Origin of the sequence: Pseudomonas sp. NPDC088885 (assembly GCF_044750025.1) — a bacterium.
GTDB lineage: Bacteria > Pseudomonadota > Gammaproteobacteria > Pseudomonadales > Pseudomonadaceae > Aquipseudomonas > Aquipseudomonas rustica.
Window position 1 is genome coordinate 69552 of sequence record NZ_JBIVJB010000015.1, and the last position, 15855, is coordinate 85406.

General features: G+C 58.2%; 12 protein-coding genes. 7 read left to right on the forward strand and 5 right to left on the reverse strand.

Going from position 1 to position 15855, the window contains the following annotated elements; translation table 11 throughout:
* Positions 1-7: 7 nt before the first annotated feature.
* From ACIP1X_RS10055 to ACIP1X_RS10070, 4 genes are all read right to left on the reverse strand, one after another.
* Complete coding sequence (locus ACIP1X_RS10055) at positions 8-670, reverse strand: amino acid ABC transporter permease (RefSeq protein ID WP_003225455.1); 663 nt, start codon at positions 668-670, stop codon at positions 8-10.
* A gap of 175 nt (positions 671-845) precedes the next feature.
* Entirely contained in the window at positions 846-1694 is an 849-nt protein-coding gene (locus ACIP1X_RS10060) for a transporter substrate-binding domain-containing protein (RefSeq protein ID WP_400751588.1), read from the reverse strand.
* 276 nt (positions 1695-1970) lie between these two features.
* On the reverse strand, positions 1971-2252 hold the full coding sequence (locus ACIP1X_RS10065; protein ID WP_282357706.1) for a type II toxin-antitoxin system RelE/ParE family toxin: 282 nt from the start codon (positions 2250-2252) through the stop codon (positions 1971-1973).
* Entirely contained in the window at positions 2242-2490 is a 249-nt protein-coding gene (locus ACIP1X_RS10070) for a type II toxin-antitoxin system Phd/YefM family antitoxin (RefSeq protein ID WP_053120518.1), read from the reverse strand. Before ACIP1X_RS10070 ends, ACIP1X_RS10065 begins: the two co-directional genes overlap by 11 nt.
* Before the next feature lie 472 nt (positions 2491-2962).
* Here ACIP1X_RS10070 and wecB point away from each other — a divergent pair, with 472 nt between their 5' ends.
* The 7 genes from wecB to proP all read left to right on the forward strand — a co-directional run bounded on the left by wecB (position 2963) and on the right by proP (position 14467).
* A complete protein-coding gene (wecB, locus tag ACIP1X_RS10075) occupies positions 2963-4117 on the forward strand; it encodes a non-hydrolyzing UDP-N-acetylglucosamine 2-epimerase (RefSeq protein WP_400751592.1) in 1155 nt (384 codons plus the stop codon).
* Positions 4114-6285: a cyclic di-3',5'-guanylate-activated glycosyltransferase NrfB gene (gene nrfB, locus ACIP1X_RS10080; protein WP_400751595.1), complete on the forward strand. Its 2172-nt coding sequence runs from the start codon at positions 4114-4116 to the stop codon at positions 6283-6285. Before wecB ends, nrfB begins: the two co-directional genes overlap by 4 nt.
* Entirely contained in the window at positions 6282-9443 is a 3162-nt protein-coding gene (locus ACIP1X_RS10085) for a phage receptor (RefSeq protein ID WP_400751597.1), read from the forward strand. The genes nrfB and ACIP1X_RS10085 overlap by 4 nt, the downstream gene beginning before the upstream one ends.
* Positions 9443-10321, forward strand: coding sequence for a DUF4434 family protein (locus ACIP1X_RS10090; protein ID WP_400751600.1), 879 nt, complete (start codon positions 9443-9445; stop codon positions 10319-10321). Before ACIP1X_RS10085 ends, ACIP1X_RS10090 begins: the two co-directional genes overlap by 1 nt.
* Entirely contained in the window at positions 10305-11405 is a 1101-nt protein-coding gene (locus ACIP1X_RS10095) for a diguanylate cyclase (RefSeq protein ID WP_400751603.1), read from the forward strand. Before ACIP1X_RS10090 ends, ACIP1X_RS10095 begins: the two co-directional genes overlap by 17 nt.
* 88 nt (positions 11406-11493) lie before the next feature.
* Complete coding sequence (locus ACIP1X_RS10100; protein ID WP_400751605.1) at positions 11494-12771, forward strand: OmpP1/FadL family transporter; 1278 nt, start codon at positions 11494-11496, stop codon at positions 12769-12771.
* Between the two features lie 190 nt (positions 12772-12961).
* Positions 12962-14467, forward strand: a complete 1506-nt coding sequence (gene proP / locus ACIP1X_RS10105; RefSeq protein ID WP_053120021.1) for a glycine betaine/L-proline transporter ProP — start codon at positions 12962-12964, stop codon at positions 14465-14467.
* Here proP and ACIP1X_RS10110 read toward each other — a convergent pair.
* Positions 14457-15050, reverse strand: coding sequence for a nucleotidyltransferase domain-containing protein (locus tag ACIP1X_RS10110; protein WP_400751607.1), 594 nt, complete (start codon positions 15048-15050; stop codon positions 14457-14459). The genes proP and ACIP1X_RS10110 overlap by 11 nt on opposite strands.
* Between the last annotated feature and the right edge of the window lie 805 nt (positions 15051-15855).

A 15855-nucleotide genomic window follows, 5' to 3' on the forward strand; every position in this document is an offset into this window, starting at 1 on the left:
CAGCCTCCTATCGGCGAATCGCCAGACGCTGCTCGAGGTAACGCAGCAGCATGGCAATGAGGTAACAGGCCGCGACATACAACGCCGTGGTCACCAGCCAGGTTTCGATCACCCGGTAGCTTTCGACGTTGATCTTGCGCGCGTAATAGGTCAGCTCCGGCACCGCAATCGCAGCGGCCAGCGAGGTGTCCTTGAACAGTGAAATGAAGTTGTTCGACAGCGCCGGCAAGACATTGCGCAACATGACCGGCACTGTGACGTAGGCCTTGACCTGCCACTCACCGAGACCAATCGCCAACCCGGCCTCACGCTGCCCTTTGGGAATGCTCAGCAAGCCACCACGGAACACCTCGGTCAGATAGGCCCCGGCATACAACGAGAGCGTGATGATGAACGACGGGATCTTGTCCAGACGAATCCCGAGGCTCGGCAGTGCGAAGTAAATCAACAGAATCAACACCAGAATCGGCGTGTTACGCACCACCGTGACGTACACCGAAGCCAGCACCCGCAAGGCGCGATGCTTTGACAGCAACGCAAACGCCATCAGCAGGCCGATCACGCAGCCGATGGCGATCGACACCAACGCCAGTTCGAGGCCCAGACCGAGCCCCGCGAGCAAGGTGTCGAAATCGCGCCACACGGCGGCAAAGTTCAACTGATAGTTCATGGTCAGCAGTACCTTGAGCGGGGCGACGTGCATCGCCCCACTCTTCCTTCAGCAATTTGGAAACGTCGCGAGCGAAGAAAAGACAAGGCGAAAACAGGCGAAAAAGCGGAGTTGACGTCAGTCAATGAGCATTTTGAGGCTGTTTTCAACGCAGTATTTTCGAGCGCAGCAGTTTTCATTTGAATTCGACGGGGAAACCGATCGCTGGGGAAGGCAGATCTACACCGAACCACTGCTTGAACGACGCGGCGTAAGTCGGGAATTCAACGCCGGTCATGGCCTCATGCAACGTGGTGTTGACGAAGTTCAGCCAGTCCTGATCGCCACGTTTGACGGCGCAGGCGTAGGTTTGCGGGCTCCACGCATAGGTCGGGCTGCGGTAGCGGCCAGGGTTCTGCACCATCAGGTATTTGACCGAAGACTGGTCGGTGGCGGCGGCATCGGCGCGGCCGGAGTTCACTGCCTGATACATCAGATCGACGCTGTCGTACTGATCGACCTTGGCTTTGGGCAGCGCCTGGTGCACCAATTCTTCGGCGTAGACGTTTTGCAGCACGGCCACGGTCACGCTGTCGCCAGCGGCTTGCAGGTCTTCAATTTCCTTGTACTTGCTGTTGTTCGGCAACAACAGGCCGACGCCTTCGCGGTAGTACGGCAGCGTGAACGCCACTTGCTGAGCGCGGCTGGCAGTCACGGTGATGAACTGGCAGCTCATGTCGACCTTGTCGGTGAGCAGATTGGGAATCCGCGCATCGGACGACTGCACCACGAACTCGACTTTGCTCGGGTCGTTGAAAAGACCTTTGGCCACCATCCTGGCGATGTCGATATCAAATCCCTGCAACTTGCCGTCCGCGCCCTGAAAGTGCCACGGCGCGTTGGTGCTGCCGGTGCCCACGATCAATTTGCCACGGGCGAGAACACTGTCGAGCTTGCTGTCGGCCGCCTGGGCCAGACCCATGACGGTGGATGAAGCTGCAAGAACAAAAACACACGCTTTAAAAAAGGAAGGACGGCGATGCATGGCAAGGACTCCAGATCTGTGTTTATTCCGCTATACCGGAACACGGTTTGTTACTACGGAATAGACAGCAGAAAGTGTGCCACAGGAATCACAAGGAATCTGCAATGGATTGAAATGTTTTTTGAATCAAAGGGATGGGTGAAGTGTGGGAAGTGAAGTTATCAAAGCGATTTGATTGTCGGCGCTACCGTTGGCTACGAGGCGCGGGTAGCAGGTTCCCAATTCAGATAAGAATGCGCTGATTCAGTGCAGCGAAAAATCCGCTTTAACGTTGATTCAACGCTTTGCCGCGTTATCGTAAACCTCTCCACGTGCTCTTTTACCGACCGCTATCACTGTCACGATTAACACTTCGTCTCTTACGCGGTAGACCAATCGATAACCCGCGCTGCGAAGCTTGATTTTATAAGCATTGCCTAAACCCTTGAGTCGATCAGCTGAAACATGGGGGTGACGGAGCCGTTCCGTGAGCTTTTTTTTAAACTGCTCCCTAAGGCTAGCATCCAGCCGATTCCATTCCTTCAACGCCTGTATGGAAAATTCCAGCTCATAGGTCATCAATTGAAACCTTGATGGTGGGGTCGTTTTCCCTTTCCTTGCAGAGCGCAATCAGTTCCAGATCTTCGAGACGCGTCATCATTGCCTCGTACTCTTTTGCCGGCACGCAATAAAACGCCGGCTCGTTTCGGTTGAGAATTGCTACGGACTGCCCTCCCCCAGCAGCCACGGTACCCATCGGATTTTTTTTCAATTCAGAGATGCTCGCTACCACGTTAGAAAGAACGATATGTGCCATGAGGGTGCTCCTAGGAGTGCTTTGATTGGTACTAAAAATAGCACTCCCGAGAGCTCATGACTCCTACCTATTTGAAGGTACCACGCGGATTACTCGGACGTTTCTGCGTGCTCTGTAAGGGCGCTCTACCGCATTGGTGAGAGAAATCCGCTATGTGGTGATCTCCGCCGGCGTTTCGTACACAAGGCATATTCAAACCTTTCAAATATCTCTTGGAACACATGGCGTCACCTGTTTACGCGATCCGCAGTCGTTCAGCGCACCATTTCTGTGCACGCTTCGGGAACTTTTCCCGAAAGTGCCACCTAAGAGCCATCAACCGATGGCACTTTCGTTCCAAATGATCGGTATCAATCTAGCGTCGGTCTGGATTGGACAAGCTCCCATCCGGCTGCTTTCCTTTATTTCTCAGTAAGAGAACACACGCTGCTGGCCTTCTGATCTCAGCGTTGTCATGTCCCAGGAGGGGTCAATGTCTTTTAACGTCATGATGGTTTTCGGTACTCGCCCGGAGGCCATAAAAATGGCCCCGCTTGCTCGGGTTCTGCGCCAGTGGCCCGACATCCAACTGAATATCTGCTCCACCGGCCAGCATCGCGAGATGCTCACGCAGGTGCTGGACGCCTTTGAGTTGACGGTCGATGACGACCTGCACGTTATGACTCAAGGCCAAACCCTTAATGGGCTGTCTCAGAATCTGTTGGCTCAACTCGATCAAGCCTACGAGCGGGTCAAACCCGACATTGTGCTGGTACACGGCGATACCACCACCAGTTTTATCGCCGCCCTCGCCGCGTTCAATCGACAACTGCCGATCGGCCACGTCGAAGCGGGTCTGCGTACCGGCAATCTGCGCGCGCCTTGGCCGGAAGAAGCCAACCGCCGTCTGACCGGCGTGATTGCCGATCTGCATTTCCCGCCAACGTCCAAATCTGCGGCCAACCTGCTGCGGGAAGGCGTGCCTGAGGACAACATCGAAATCACCGGCAACACAGTCATCGATGCCTTGCTGTGGATGCGCGAGCACCAGCAGCAAACGCAATGGCTGCCGGCGGCCGATTCGCCGCTGGCCGTGCTCGATAATCAGCGCCGGATTATTCTGATCACCAGCCATCGCCGGGAAAATCTCGGCGGTGGTTTCAACAACATTTGCGAGGCCTTGGCCGAATTGGCCGAACGCTACCCGGACGTGCAGTTCGTCTACCCCGTGCACCTTAATCCGTTGGTGCAGGAAGTCGTCTACGGCATGCTCGCCAATAAACCCAATATTTACCTGGTGCCACCACAGGACTATCCGAACTTCGTCTGGCTGATGGGCCGCGCGCATTTCATCCTCACCGATTCCGGCGGTGTACAGGAGGAAGCCCCGGCCATCGGTAAACCCTTGCTGGTATTGCGCGACGTGACTGAGCGCCCATCGGTATTGGAAAGCGGCACCATGCTGCTGGTCGGCACCGACAAGGCGCGTATCGTCAAGGAAGCCAGTCAATTGCTTGATGACAAAGAAACCTACACGCGTATGAGCCGTGTGCACTTCCCTTACGGCGATGGTCACGCCAGCGAATTGATCGCCACCCGCCTGCACGCCTGGTTGAGCGCACGCTCGGCGGCGGGTAATGGGGTATGAGTCTGGGTTGGGTCGATTTTTTTGCGTATGTACTGTTTGCTCTCAAATATGTGGCGATTGCCCTGGCCCTGCTGATGTTCTTCCTCGGCCTCGATGATCTGTTCATCGACCTTGTGTACTGGGGCCGCAAGCTGATCCGGCGCTGGCGGATCTACGATAAATTCGAGCGCGCCGACGAGGAACGGCTGTACGCGATTGCCGAGAAACCGCTGGCGATCATGGTGCCCGCGTGGAATGAAGTCGGGGTGGTCGGCGAAATGGCGCGTCTGGCCGCCTCGACCATCGATTACGAGAACTACCAGATTTTCGTCGGCACCTACCCCAACGACGCCGAGACCCAAGCGGATGTCGATGCGGTCTGCCAGCACTATCCCAACGTGCACAAAGTGGTCTGCGCCCGCCCCGGCCCGACCAGCAAGGCCGACTGCCTGAACAACATCATCGACGCCATTCTGCGATTCGAGAGCGAAGCGAAAATCCAGTTCGCCGGGTTCATCCTGCATGACGCCGAAGACGTGATTTCACCGATGGAATTGCGCCTCTACAACTATCTGCTGCCGAACAAGGATCTGATCCAGATCCCGGTTTATCCGTACGCGCCGGAATGGAAAGGCTTTACCGCCGGCCATTACGTTGACGAGTTCGCCGAAAACCACGGCAAGGACGTTATCGTCCGCGAAGCCCTGACCGGTCAGGTGCCGAGCGCGGGTGTCGGTACGTGCTTCAGCCGCAAAGCGATCAGCGCCCTGCTCGAAGACGGCGACGGCATTGCCTTCGATGTTCAGAGTCTCACCGAGGACTATGACATCGGCTTCCGCCTCAAACAAAAAGGCATGAAGTGCATTTTCGCCCGTTACTCGGTGAGCGATCCGAAACTGGCGCTGGAACAGCCGTGGGCATTCGGCATGAACCGCGAGTTCTCCCAAGTGATCTGCGTGCGCGAGCATTTCCCGCGCGACTTGCAGCACGCGATCCGGCAGAAATCGCGCTGGATTGTCGGCATCGTGTTTCAGGGCACCAAAAACCTCGGCTGGAGCACCGGCCTGCTCGACTATTTCCTGTGGCGCGATCGCCGCGGCTTGATCGCTTATATGCTCAGTTTTCTGGTCAATCTGTTGTTCGCAGTGCTGCTGGTCATGTGGCTGGTGACGGTGATTTCTCCGGACTCCTGGCGCTACCCGTCGATTCTTTCCGACAGTTCATTACTGCCGGTGCTGCTCTGGCTTAACGGTTTCATGCTGCTCAATCGTTTGTTCCAGCGCGGCTGGTTCGTGACCCGCTATTACGGTCTGGTTGAAGGCCTGCTGTCGGCGCCACGGATGATGTGGAGTAACTTCGTCAACTTCTTCGCCAACCTGCGCGCGCTGCGTCAAGTCATGGAAATGGGCGACTCACGCCGCGTTGCCTGGGACAAGACCACCCACGAATTCCCTGCGCTGACCAGGGCACAACGCGTACCGCTGGGGCATCGTCTGGTCGAGAAAGGTTTGATTACCGAAGAACAACTGGAAGCCGCCATTACCAGTCCAGTTCGTCGCCGACTCGGTCGAGAATTGTTACTGCGTGGGTACATCGACAGCACGCAACTGGTGCAGGCACTGGCCGAGCAGCTTGATCTGGAATGGGCGCCACTCAACCCGTTCAAACTCGATAAGCGCCTGATTGAAGCCTTGCCGCGCCGCATCGCCTCGCACTACGGCGTTCTGCCCGTGGCCGAGGAAGGCGAAACATTGGTGCTTGCCTCCGAAGGTCCGGTCAGTCAGGTCTCTCTCGGCGCTATCAGTCGACAATTAAAGCGTCCGGTGCGTAGCCGTCTGGCACCGCAAGGCCGTGTGACTCTGGGGATTCGTTACTGGTACGCCAGCCCCCGTCAGAATGAGGAAGTGCGTCATATGCTCCAAGTGCTTGAACGTCATCAAGACGATGAAGCCTTGCTCGAACGCGTCAGCCGCCATCAGGTGTTGCTGGGCAACCTGTTGCAAGTTCGCGGCATGGTGCCGCCCACCCTGTTCAATCAGACGCTGATCGATTTCGATGCTGAAAACATGTCGCTCGGCGAGCACCTGATTGACCGAGGCATGATTACCCGGGAAGTACTCGAACAGGCGCTGGCGGATCAAACCAGTGAACAACAAGCGGCTTACCGCATTGTCCGGGAGGTCGCATGAAGCCTGTTTACCGTCACTCCCTGATGATGGGGAGCCTGTTGCTTGGTCTGAGTAGCGCGTACCCACTGCAAGCCGCACCGTTGAGCGATTTTGAACAGTTTCGCAGTTACCCCTTCATGGATCGCAGTTATCGCGAGGCCAAAAAAGGTAACTGGAAGGAAGTCGAACGGCTGATGCGCCACCTGTTGGAAAAGGTGCCGAAAAACGACGAAGCGCGCGCAATGCTGGTCGAGTCGCTGGCCAAGCAACGCCGCTATAAAGACGCGGTGCAAGCGTTGCCGAACGAGAACAGCGAAGCGGTGCTTGATCTGCGTCTGACCTGGATCGAACAGGATCCACCGAGCAGTGCCCAGGTCGAGCAATGGCTGGCCACCAGCAGCCTCAACGACCGCGTGCGGTTGTGGCAGGCCTACAGTTTGAGTCTGGCCAAATTTGGGGGGGCCGCGAAAGCCCATGACTGGCTGGCCCATCTCTCACCCAAGGGCGACGACAACATCCTGCGTCTGGCACGCTCGAACTGGTCCGAGCAATTGCGCGACTGGAGCGGCACCATCGACGAACTGGCACCGCTGGCGGCGCGTAACCAGTTGAATGCCGAAGGCTGGCAACGTCTGGCCAATGCCTACGTGCAACGTCTCGACGAAAAGCCTCTGCAGCAGTTATTGCAACAAGCGCCCACGCCTGAGGCGGCGCGCAAGGTGCGTCTGGCGATGGTCGATCGCGCCATCGCTATGGGGCACGCGCAGCAGGCACAACGCTGGTTGCAGTCGTTGCCTGCCTCTGATCTGGCGGATCCGGCGCAGCGTCAGCGTCTGTGGGAATTGGCACGGCAAACCGACGACGTGCCGACCGTGCAACGGTTGAGTAATGACTTGCAGCGTCCCTGTCTGGAAACGGTGGACTGGCTGTCGCGTCACGACCCGGAAGCCGCGCTCGTGCAATTACATGCTTGCCAACCGACGGATGATCCGCAGGCGTGGCTGGTTCTCGCCCAACGCCTGCAAGCCACTGACCTGCTGCAAAGCACGCCACTGCCGCCGCCATGGGAAAGCCAACGACAGGCGCAATTGCTTGGCATCTGGGAGGAACAAGGGGAAAGCAGCAAAGTCATGGTCTGGCTCGCCGGGCAGACGCAAACCCCTGCAGTGGTCAAACGTCGCGCCGAACTGGCACAGAACATGGGGCGCCGCACAGAAGAACAAACCCTGTGGGAATACCATTACCGCCAGACCGGTAATCTTGCCTCGCTGAATCAAGCCAGTTTTCTCGCGCTCCAGAGCGGTGATCGCCTGCACGCTCAGCAATTGCTGGAAAAAGCTTATGACCGTCACGCCGGGCGTCTGCCAGCCACGGCGCTGCAGCGTTTGGCCGGTATTTACGCATCATCGAAAGACACCACCCCGGCGCAACAGCAACGCATGGCGTCGTTGATCGCCCATATCGACGGCCCTGCGCGCGGACAATTGCTCGCCCAACTGGCGGAAAAAGGTCAATGCGATGTCGTGCAACAAGCCATCGGCAACCACCCGCTGGCCATCGGTGACTACCGCGCCCTCGGCCGCTGCGCGATGCCCGATCGCCCCGGCGAAGCGGTGGTGTATTACCAGCAAGCGGAAAAGCTCGGCGACCGCAGCAGTCGTTTGCCGTTGGCTTATGCGCTCGAAGCCGCCGGGGATTCCGCAGGTGCCTTGGCGATCTGGCGCAGCCTGTCCACAGCCGAACTGAGTGACAACGCCCGCCTGACCGCCAGTCGCAGCGCACTGAATGCCGGTGACAGCCAGATGGCCGAACGTTTCTGGCAACAAAGCAGTGCACGCGGCGCCAACGAATGGGCGTTGGGTGCAGCGATTGCCGATGCGCGCAACGATCATGTGCAGGCATTGGAACGCCAGCGCCAGGCGTTGCTGCAAGCGCCGGATGCCGAGCATTTTTATGCCGCCTCGGTCACCGCGCAAAAAGCCGGGGACTTGCCGCAAAGTACTGCGTGGCTGGCTGAAGCGGTAAAACGCGATCCACAAAATCCGCGTTATCGTGCCGATTTCGGCATGCGTTTGTCTGGCGCGCAAACCCGCGAGGAACGCGCGAAAGCGATCCCGTATCTGCAACAAGCCACCCGCGACTTCCCGGAAGATTATCGTCTGGGCGAAACACTGGCCTGGCGTTACGACGAAGTTGCGGACAGCGCCTCCGCGCGCAAAGAACTGCGCCGCGTGATCGATCTGGAACAGAACCCGGTGGCGGCGGATGACGACGAAGGCAGCATGGAAGCCCGTCGATACCGTCAGCGGCGCGCTCATGAAGCCCTGTCACGCCGCGACAACTTCACCATTGCCAGCACGTGGTCGCCAGCCGGGGTATCAACCAACGACTTTCTGCGTCCCGACAATAACGAAGACAGCAAACGTGTCGCGCAGTCGCAAAACGTGCAGGTTGCGATGTGGGATCACGCGTTGGGTGAAGAACCAAGTCGCGCCGGCAGTACGTTATCGGTGTACGGCAGAGCGTTGCTGGGCGGTACTGGCCGATCCAGTTACGCAGAGTCCTTCGCCACCGGCGTGGGCCTGCGCTACAAACCGTGGGGCACGGCAAACATCAACTTCTACGCCGAAATCTATAAGCAGACCGGTGTCAGCGATGACGGCAGCGGAGGCATGCGTCTGGGTGAATTCTTCAACCCCGGAAAAGTCTGGGATCAGGGGCATGACTACGACCGCTTTGGGCGTACCAGCACCGACTACCTGCTACGCGCCACTGCCTCGTTCCTCGATCAGGGCAAGTACCGCAACGATTGGCGCGTCGACGAAAGTGAATGGGATGAACGTTTCCTCTACCTCGACGCCGCCTGGTGGACCAAGGCAGGCGATCACCAGTGGTTGTCACGGTTCCAGCAAGGCCACACGTGGAAGCTGCCGTTCAATGGTGCGCAAACGATCATGCCGTATGGCTTCCTTGAATTCGCCAGCCAGGACCCGAGCAATGACTGGCGTCAGGATCTGCGCACCGGCGTCGGTGTGCGCTGGCAATGGTGGTACGACGATGACCGCTATAACGCTTACCGCTCGAAACTGACGGTGCGCACCGAGTACCAGCAGTCGCTGGGCGGCAATTTGTATGAAGGCGGCAATGGTGTGCTGCTAGGCGTGGAGTGGAATTTCTGATGGCTCGCTGGATAGTGTTTTTTTGCTTGCTGCTCAGCGCCGTGGTCGTGCGTGCCGACGAGCGTGTGTTCTACCAACCGTTGAATGTCGATGCCAATCTCAGCCAGACGCAATGGCAAAAAATCTGGCAAGACAGCGCAAAGCAAGGCGCACACACGCTGATCGTGCAATGGACCGCGTATGGTGATTCGGACTTCGGCGGTGCCCATGGCTGGCTCGCCAACAGCTTGAAACTGGCGCAGCAGCAAGGCCTGCAACTGGTACTGGGGCTGAAGATGGACCCGGCCTACTATCAACGCATCGATGAACTCGACAGCGCCGGCCTCGCCACTTATTGGCAGGCGCAACTCGGCCAGTCACTTGCGCAACAGCAAAAGCTGCGCAAGGACTGGCAGTTGCCGGTCACCGGCTGGTACCTGCCGCTGGAACTCGATGACCTGCACTTTCTTGCCGCAGACCGCCGGGCGACTTTGCATCGTCAACTGACTGATCTTGCCGGCAAACTGGATGCCCCGCTGCATGTCAGCGCGTTCAGCGCCGGCAAACTCGCGCCGACAATCAATGCCAAATGGTTGGGCGATCTGGCTTCTGTCGGGGTTCAAGTCTGGTGGCAGGACGGTGCCGGCACCGCGCGTCTGACGCCTGTGGTGCGCAACGGTTACGCCAGCGCACTGCCCTGCTCGGTCGGGATCGTGCGGGAGGCGTTCCGCCAGGTCAGTCGCGACGGCCAGCCATTTCGTGCCGAGCCAAGCGCGCCCGACGTGACGCCTGCCGGTTGTCACCCAAGCGCAGTATTTTCCCTGCGTTACCGCCCGTGGGGCCAGGTAATCCTCGACAACCAGCGCAGACACCAGGGCGGCGATGTACAAAATCATTGAAGACCAAGTCCTGACAAAAACGGCGCCAGCAGCCGTGCGCGCCGAGTTCGTCCAACACGAATTCGAGCGTCTGCACCGCTTCAGTGTGCTGATCTTCGCCACCAGCACCTGCATGTGGCTGGTGTTTGATCTGATCGTCAGTTTCCTCGGCGGCCAGGGTTTCACCTGGCGGTCAATGGTTTTCCTGCTGATGTTCTCGATTCTGACGGTCGTGCTGGGCTTCACGCGCAAGGCGCGCCATTTCGATGGGCTAACCGTGCTGTTCGTGCTCGGTCTCGCCGTTGGTGTCCGGCTTATCGTCTACGGCGTGCCGGACATCATCCAGAGTTCCTGGCTGGTGCTGGCCGCTGCCAGCATGCTGTACAGCATCTCGGTGCTACCACTGAGTCGCGTGGCGTTTTTTCTCGTGCAACTGATCATCTGGGTGCTGCTCAATCCGTTCATCAATACCAGCATCAGCCTGTTTGAGCTACGTGGTGTCATGACGGCCTGCTACAGCGTGTTTCTGTGTGTGCTGACGATCTACACCTTCCTCAAACTGCGCGAGGCCAAGCTCTACAACTACATCATGGCGCGGCTGTTGCTGGATCAGGCTTACAACGACCCCCTCACTGAAATTCCCAACCGCCGCTCTTTCATGACGGTAGCGGAAAAACACCTGCACACAGCGCCTCATGCACACGATCATTATTTGCTGATGATCGACATCGATAATTTCAAGAAAGTGAATGACACCTTTGGGCACGACGTCGGCGATGAAGTGCTCAAGCGCGTTGCCGCCGACATCAAAGCGGTGATGATTGCCCACGACTTTGCCCGTTTGGGCGGTGAGGAGTTCGCCATCTACCTGGCGGATGTCTCCCGTGAGGAGGCCGAAACGCTAGCGGGGGAACTGTGCCGAAGGGTGCGTGAGGAACCGACGAAGCACCCTGTCACGATCAGCATTGGCGTGGCCCGCGTCGAGCATGACGACACGCTCACTCAGGCGCTGATCAAGGCAGATGAGGCGCTGTATGAGTCGAAGCATACCGGCAAGGATCGTTACACCTTTCACCACTGGCCCACGGACCGGCCGAAGCGCTGATGAAGGGAATTGAGCAGCTCTGCCACTGGTGCAATGGTCGATTCACGACTAAAACTTCTGCACGTCGCAATTAATAAGGAAGTTCCGAATGAGGCCCACTCACTCACTGATGATTCTTGCGTTGGCCGGTACTGCCGGGCAAGCGCTGGCAGGTGGTATTCAGCTGTATGAAGCGGGTCAGGAAGGCGCCGGACTGGCCAATGCCGGTTCTGCCGCATTAGCCAGCGACCCGAGCGTGCTGATGAACAACCCGGCAGGGATCGCGGCGCTCAAGGGCACGCAGGTCAGTCTGACCGGTCAGGCGCTGTTTGGCGGGATCAAGTTTGATCGCGATGGCAACAATGACTTCGCCGGCAACGAGGGTGGCAATCCACTGCCGATCCTGCCCGGCACCAGCCTGTTCATCAGTCATGAAGTCAATGACCGCGCCAGTATCGGTTTCGGCATGTACGGCAACTTCGGCCTGAGCGTGAAGTACGACGATGACTGGGCCGGCCGCTATTTCACTCAGGAGGCGAGCCTGATTGGCATCTCGCTGCAGCCGACCTTCGCTTACAAGATCACCGATGACCTTTCGATGGGCATCGGCCCGCGGCTGGTCTACGGCTACTACTACACAAAAATAGCCATCGACAATAACGCGCTCCTGCCCGGCACGCCGTTCCAGCAGGATGGCAACGTGCAATACAAAGACACCGACACCGGCACCGGGATCAACCTCGGCCTGCGATATCAACTGGATCCGCGCACCACCGTGGGCCTGGCGTATACCAGCAAGGTCAAACTGGAATTCAAGGATTCACCCTCGGTGCACGGCATTCGCAATCCGCTGCTCAATTTCGCGTTTTCCCGGGCCAACGTCGACGATCTGGAAATCGACATGAACATCCCGCAAACCGCAACCCTGAGCGTTGCCCACCAGTTGAACGAGCAGTGGACATTATTGGGTTCCGTTGACTGGCAAGACTGGAGCGATTTCGCCGACATCGGCGTTTCGGTGGATACCTCCGGTGGCGACGTGTCGCGTTCGGTCAACCGCAAATATCAGGACACCTGGCACCTGTCCGTCGGTGCGCAAAATCAGCTCACGCCGAAACTGCGCTGGAACATGGGCGTGGGCTACGACAGCTCGGCGGTGAAAGACAAGGATCGCACCGTCGACAACCCGATTGCCGAAGCCTGGCGGCTGGCAACCGGCGTCAGCTATAAGATGACCGAAGACATGGACGTCAACCTTAATTACACGCTGGTGTGGCTGGGTGACATGGATGTTGAACAGACCAAACGCAACGGCCAGACGCTGTCGGGGAGCTACCCCAACGCCCTCCTTCATATCGTTGGCGGCGGCGCGACCTGGCGTTTCTGATCGACATTGGCCGTTGATGAACTAGCCTGTTTGCATGGAGCTTTCAGTTCGCCCGGCACTGCCTTTTGAAGCTCGCCACGAAATAATTCAGTGAACGCTGAATTATTTCGTATCGCCATGTATCTGAACCCAAAGCGCAATGCCATCAAACAGATAGCACCGATTCAGATCAGGTACAGGGAAACCGCCCATGAAATCCAATGAACAAAGCGTCAGTCCAATCAGACTGAAAGACATCACCATTGTCGACGACGCAAAAATGCGCAAAGCGATTACCGCCGCTGCGCTTGGCAACGCCATGGAATGGTTCGACTTTGGCGTGTACGGCTTCGTCGCCTACGTCCTCGGCAAAGTATTTTTCCCCGGCGCCGACCCCGGCACACAGATGATCGCCGCGTTGGCGACGTTCTCCGTGCCCTTCCTCATCCGTCCGCTGGGCGGCCTGTTTTTCGGCAGGTTAGGCGATAAGTACGGGCGACAGAAAGTCCTCGCCGCGACCATCGTGATCATGTCGCTGAGCACCTTCGCCATTGGCTTGATTCCCTCATATGCCTCGATCGGCATCTGGGCGCCGATCCTGCTGTTACTGGCGAAAATGGCCCAAGGCTTCTCGGTTGGCGGTGAATACACCGGCGCCTCGATCTTCGTCGCCGAGTACGCTCCGGATCGCAAACGCGGCTTCCTCGGCAGCTGGCTGGACTTTGGCTCCATCGCCGGTTTTGTTCTCGGTGCCGGTGTCGTCGTGCTGATTTCCTCGACACTCGGCGAAGAGCAATTTGAATCCTGGGGCTGGCGCCTGCCGTTCTTCCTCGCCCTGCCCCTGGGCATGATCGGCCTCTACCTGCGCCACGCACTGGAAGAAACACCGGCATTCCAGCAGCACGTAGAAAAACTCGAACAAGGCGACCGCGAAGGCCTCGCCGATGGCCCGAAAGTCTCGTTCAAGGAAGTCGCCACCAAATACTGGCGTAGTCTGATGACCTGCGTTGGCGTGGTGGTGGTGACCAACGTCACCTACTACATGTTGCTGACGTACATGCCGAGCTACCTGTCGCACAACCTGCACTACAGCGAAAACCGTGGCGTGCTGATCATCATCGCGATTATGGTCGGCATGCTGTTTGTGCAACCGGCGATTGGTTTTATCAGCGACAAGATTGGCCGCAAACCCTTCATCGTCGTCGGCAGTATCGGCCTGTTCATTCTGGCGATTCCGGCGTTCATGCTGATCAACAGCGGCAAGATCGGCCTGATCTTCTCCGGCCTGCTGATGCTCGCAGTGCTGCTCAACTTCTTCATCGGCGTCATGGCCTCGACCCTGCCGGCGATGTTCCCCACGCACATTCGCTATAGCGCTCTGGCCGCGGCTTTCAACATCTCCGTGCTGATCGCCGGTTTGACCCCGACCATCGTCGCCTGGCTGGTCGAAAGCACCAACGATCTGTACATGCCGGCTTACTACCTGATGGTCATCGCCGTGGTCGGCCTGTTCACCGGCGTCACCATGAAAGAAACCGCCAACCAACCCTTGCGCGGCGCGGCCCCGGCGGCTTCGGATCTGGCGGAGGCGAAGGAGCTGTTGAAAGAGCATCACGACAACATTGAGCAGAAAATCGAAGACATCGATGCCGAGATTGCTGAGCTGGAGGCGAAGCGCAAGAACCTGGTGCAGCAGCATCCGCGGATTAATGAGTGAGATCGGCAATCCATTCGTGCTGCGGATGCAATCGTTGTAGATGATCCACCAGCCATTGCCGATCCTCGCCAGAGAGTTTCGGCAATGCGCGGGTGAAATCGCCCTGGTCTTTGGGGCGGGTATTCTTGGCTTTGAACAGCAGCGTGGCGGCGGGTCTCAGGTATGGGATGCCGCTTGCGCTGAGGGCGACCATTTCCGCGCGCGGATAGACAATCGACGTGTCGCGTTTATAGACCCACGACTGCGCACTCCCCGCTTCAAGCATCACATCCACTCGCCAGGCATTGGCCTCGGTATCAAAACCCCACACCTGAAAAATGTCGTCGCCGGGAAGATCATGCTCCGGCAGGCATTCGAACGCGCCGTTTTTGACGGTGTAGAACTTTAGCTCCGATAACGTCTGCCGGAACAATGGGAAATCCTCACGCAGAACTGTGAACTCCAGGTCACTGTGCTCACGGGTTTGCTGCCCGAGCCACAGATCCAGCGCCCATCCGCCGACCACGCACCATGGGCGCGCGAGGTGTTGCAGGCGTTGCGACAAATGTTCAGGCGTCCACGCCAACCATGCGTATTCATCCATGATTCAAAAACTTCCTCATCCATAGAATTTGAAATGTGATCCCCTTGTGGGAGCGGGCTTGCTCGCGAATGCGGTGTGTCATTTACCACATCGGTCTTAGTTTGGTTATTGGGGTTTGGGCTTTTTGTTTTGGGGGCATATCCGTTGCTGCGGTGATGGCTGCTGGCGGTTTCGCTCTTACAGCGAGTCACCTTTTCCAGACGCCGAAAAGGTAACCGAAAAGGCTTGGCCCCGGCGTACGGCACTTCGCTGAGGCTCAGTGTTCCCTCGCTACGGTGTCCATCCGGGGGCATCGCCTACGGTTTGCTGCGCTGCACCTCCTCTCGATGTGTGCGGCTGCGCCGCACGGCGCTGCGCGCCAACCCCGGATGGACACCTACGCTCGGCCTGCCGAAGGGGCTTGAGATCAAAAGCCAGATCAAGATCAAAGGCCCCTCACCCTAGCCCTCTCCCGGAGGGAGAGGGGACTGATCGCATGGATTGGGAGAGGTACGCCGACGTGAAAGACCGAGTCGAACCCAAATTTTGAAAAGCCCACCAATCGGCTCCCTCTCCCTCGGGAGAGGGCTGGGCGGGCGGCGTTCCGATGAGAGGCGAAAACACCACAAAAACCAAAGCCAAGCACGCCCCGCCCTTCACCACTCAATAGGCCGAGTGTCAGCTCGCCTGCTCTTGATCTTGACTCACCGGCCCGTCGGCAGGCTGAGCGGAGGGATTGATCCGGGGTGGGAGCGCAGCGACCGTTTGGCGCAGCCAAACACAGCGAGAGGAGGTGCAGCGAAGCAAACCGTAGGCGCTGCCCCCC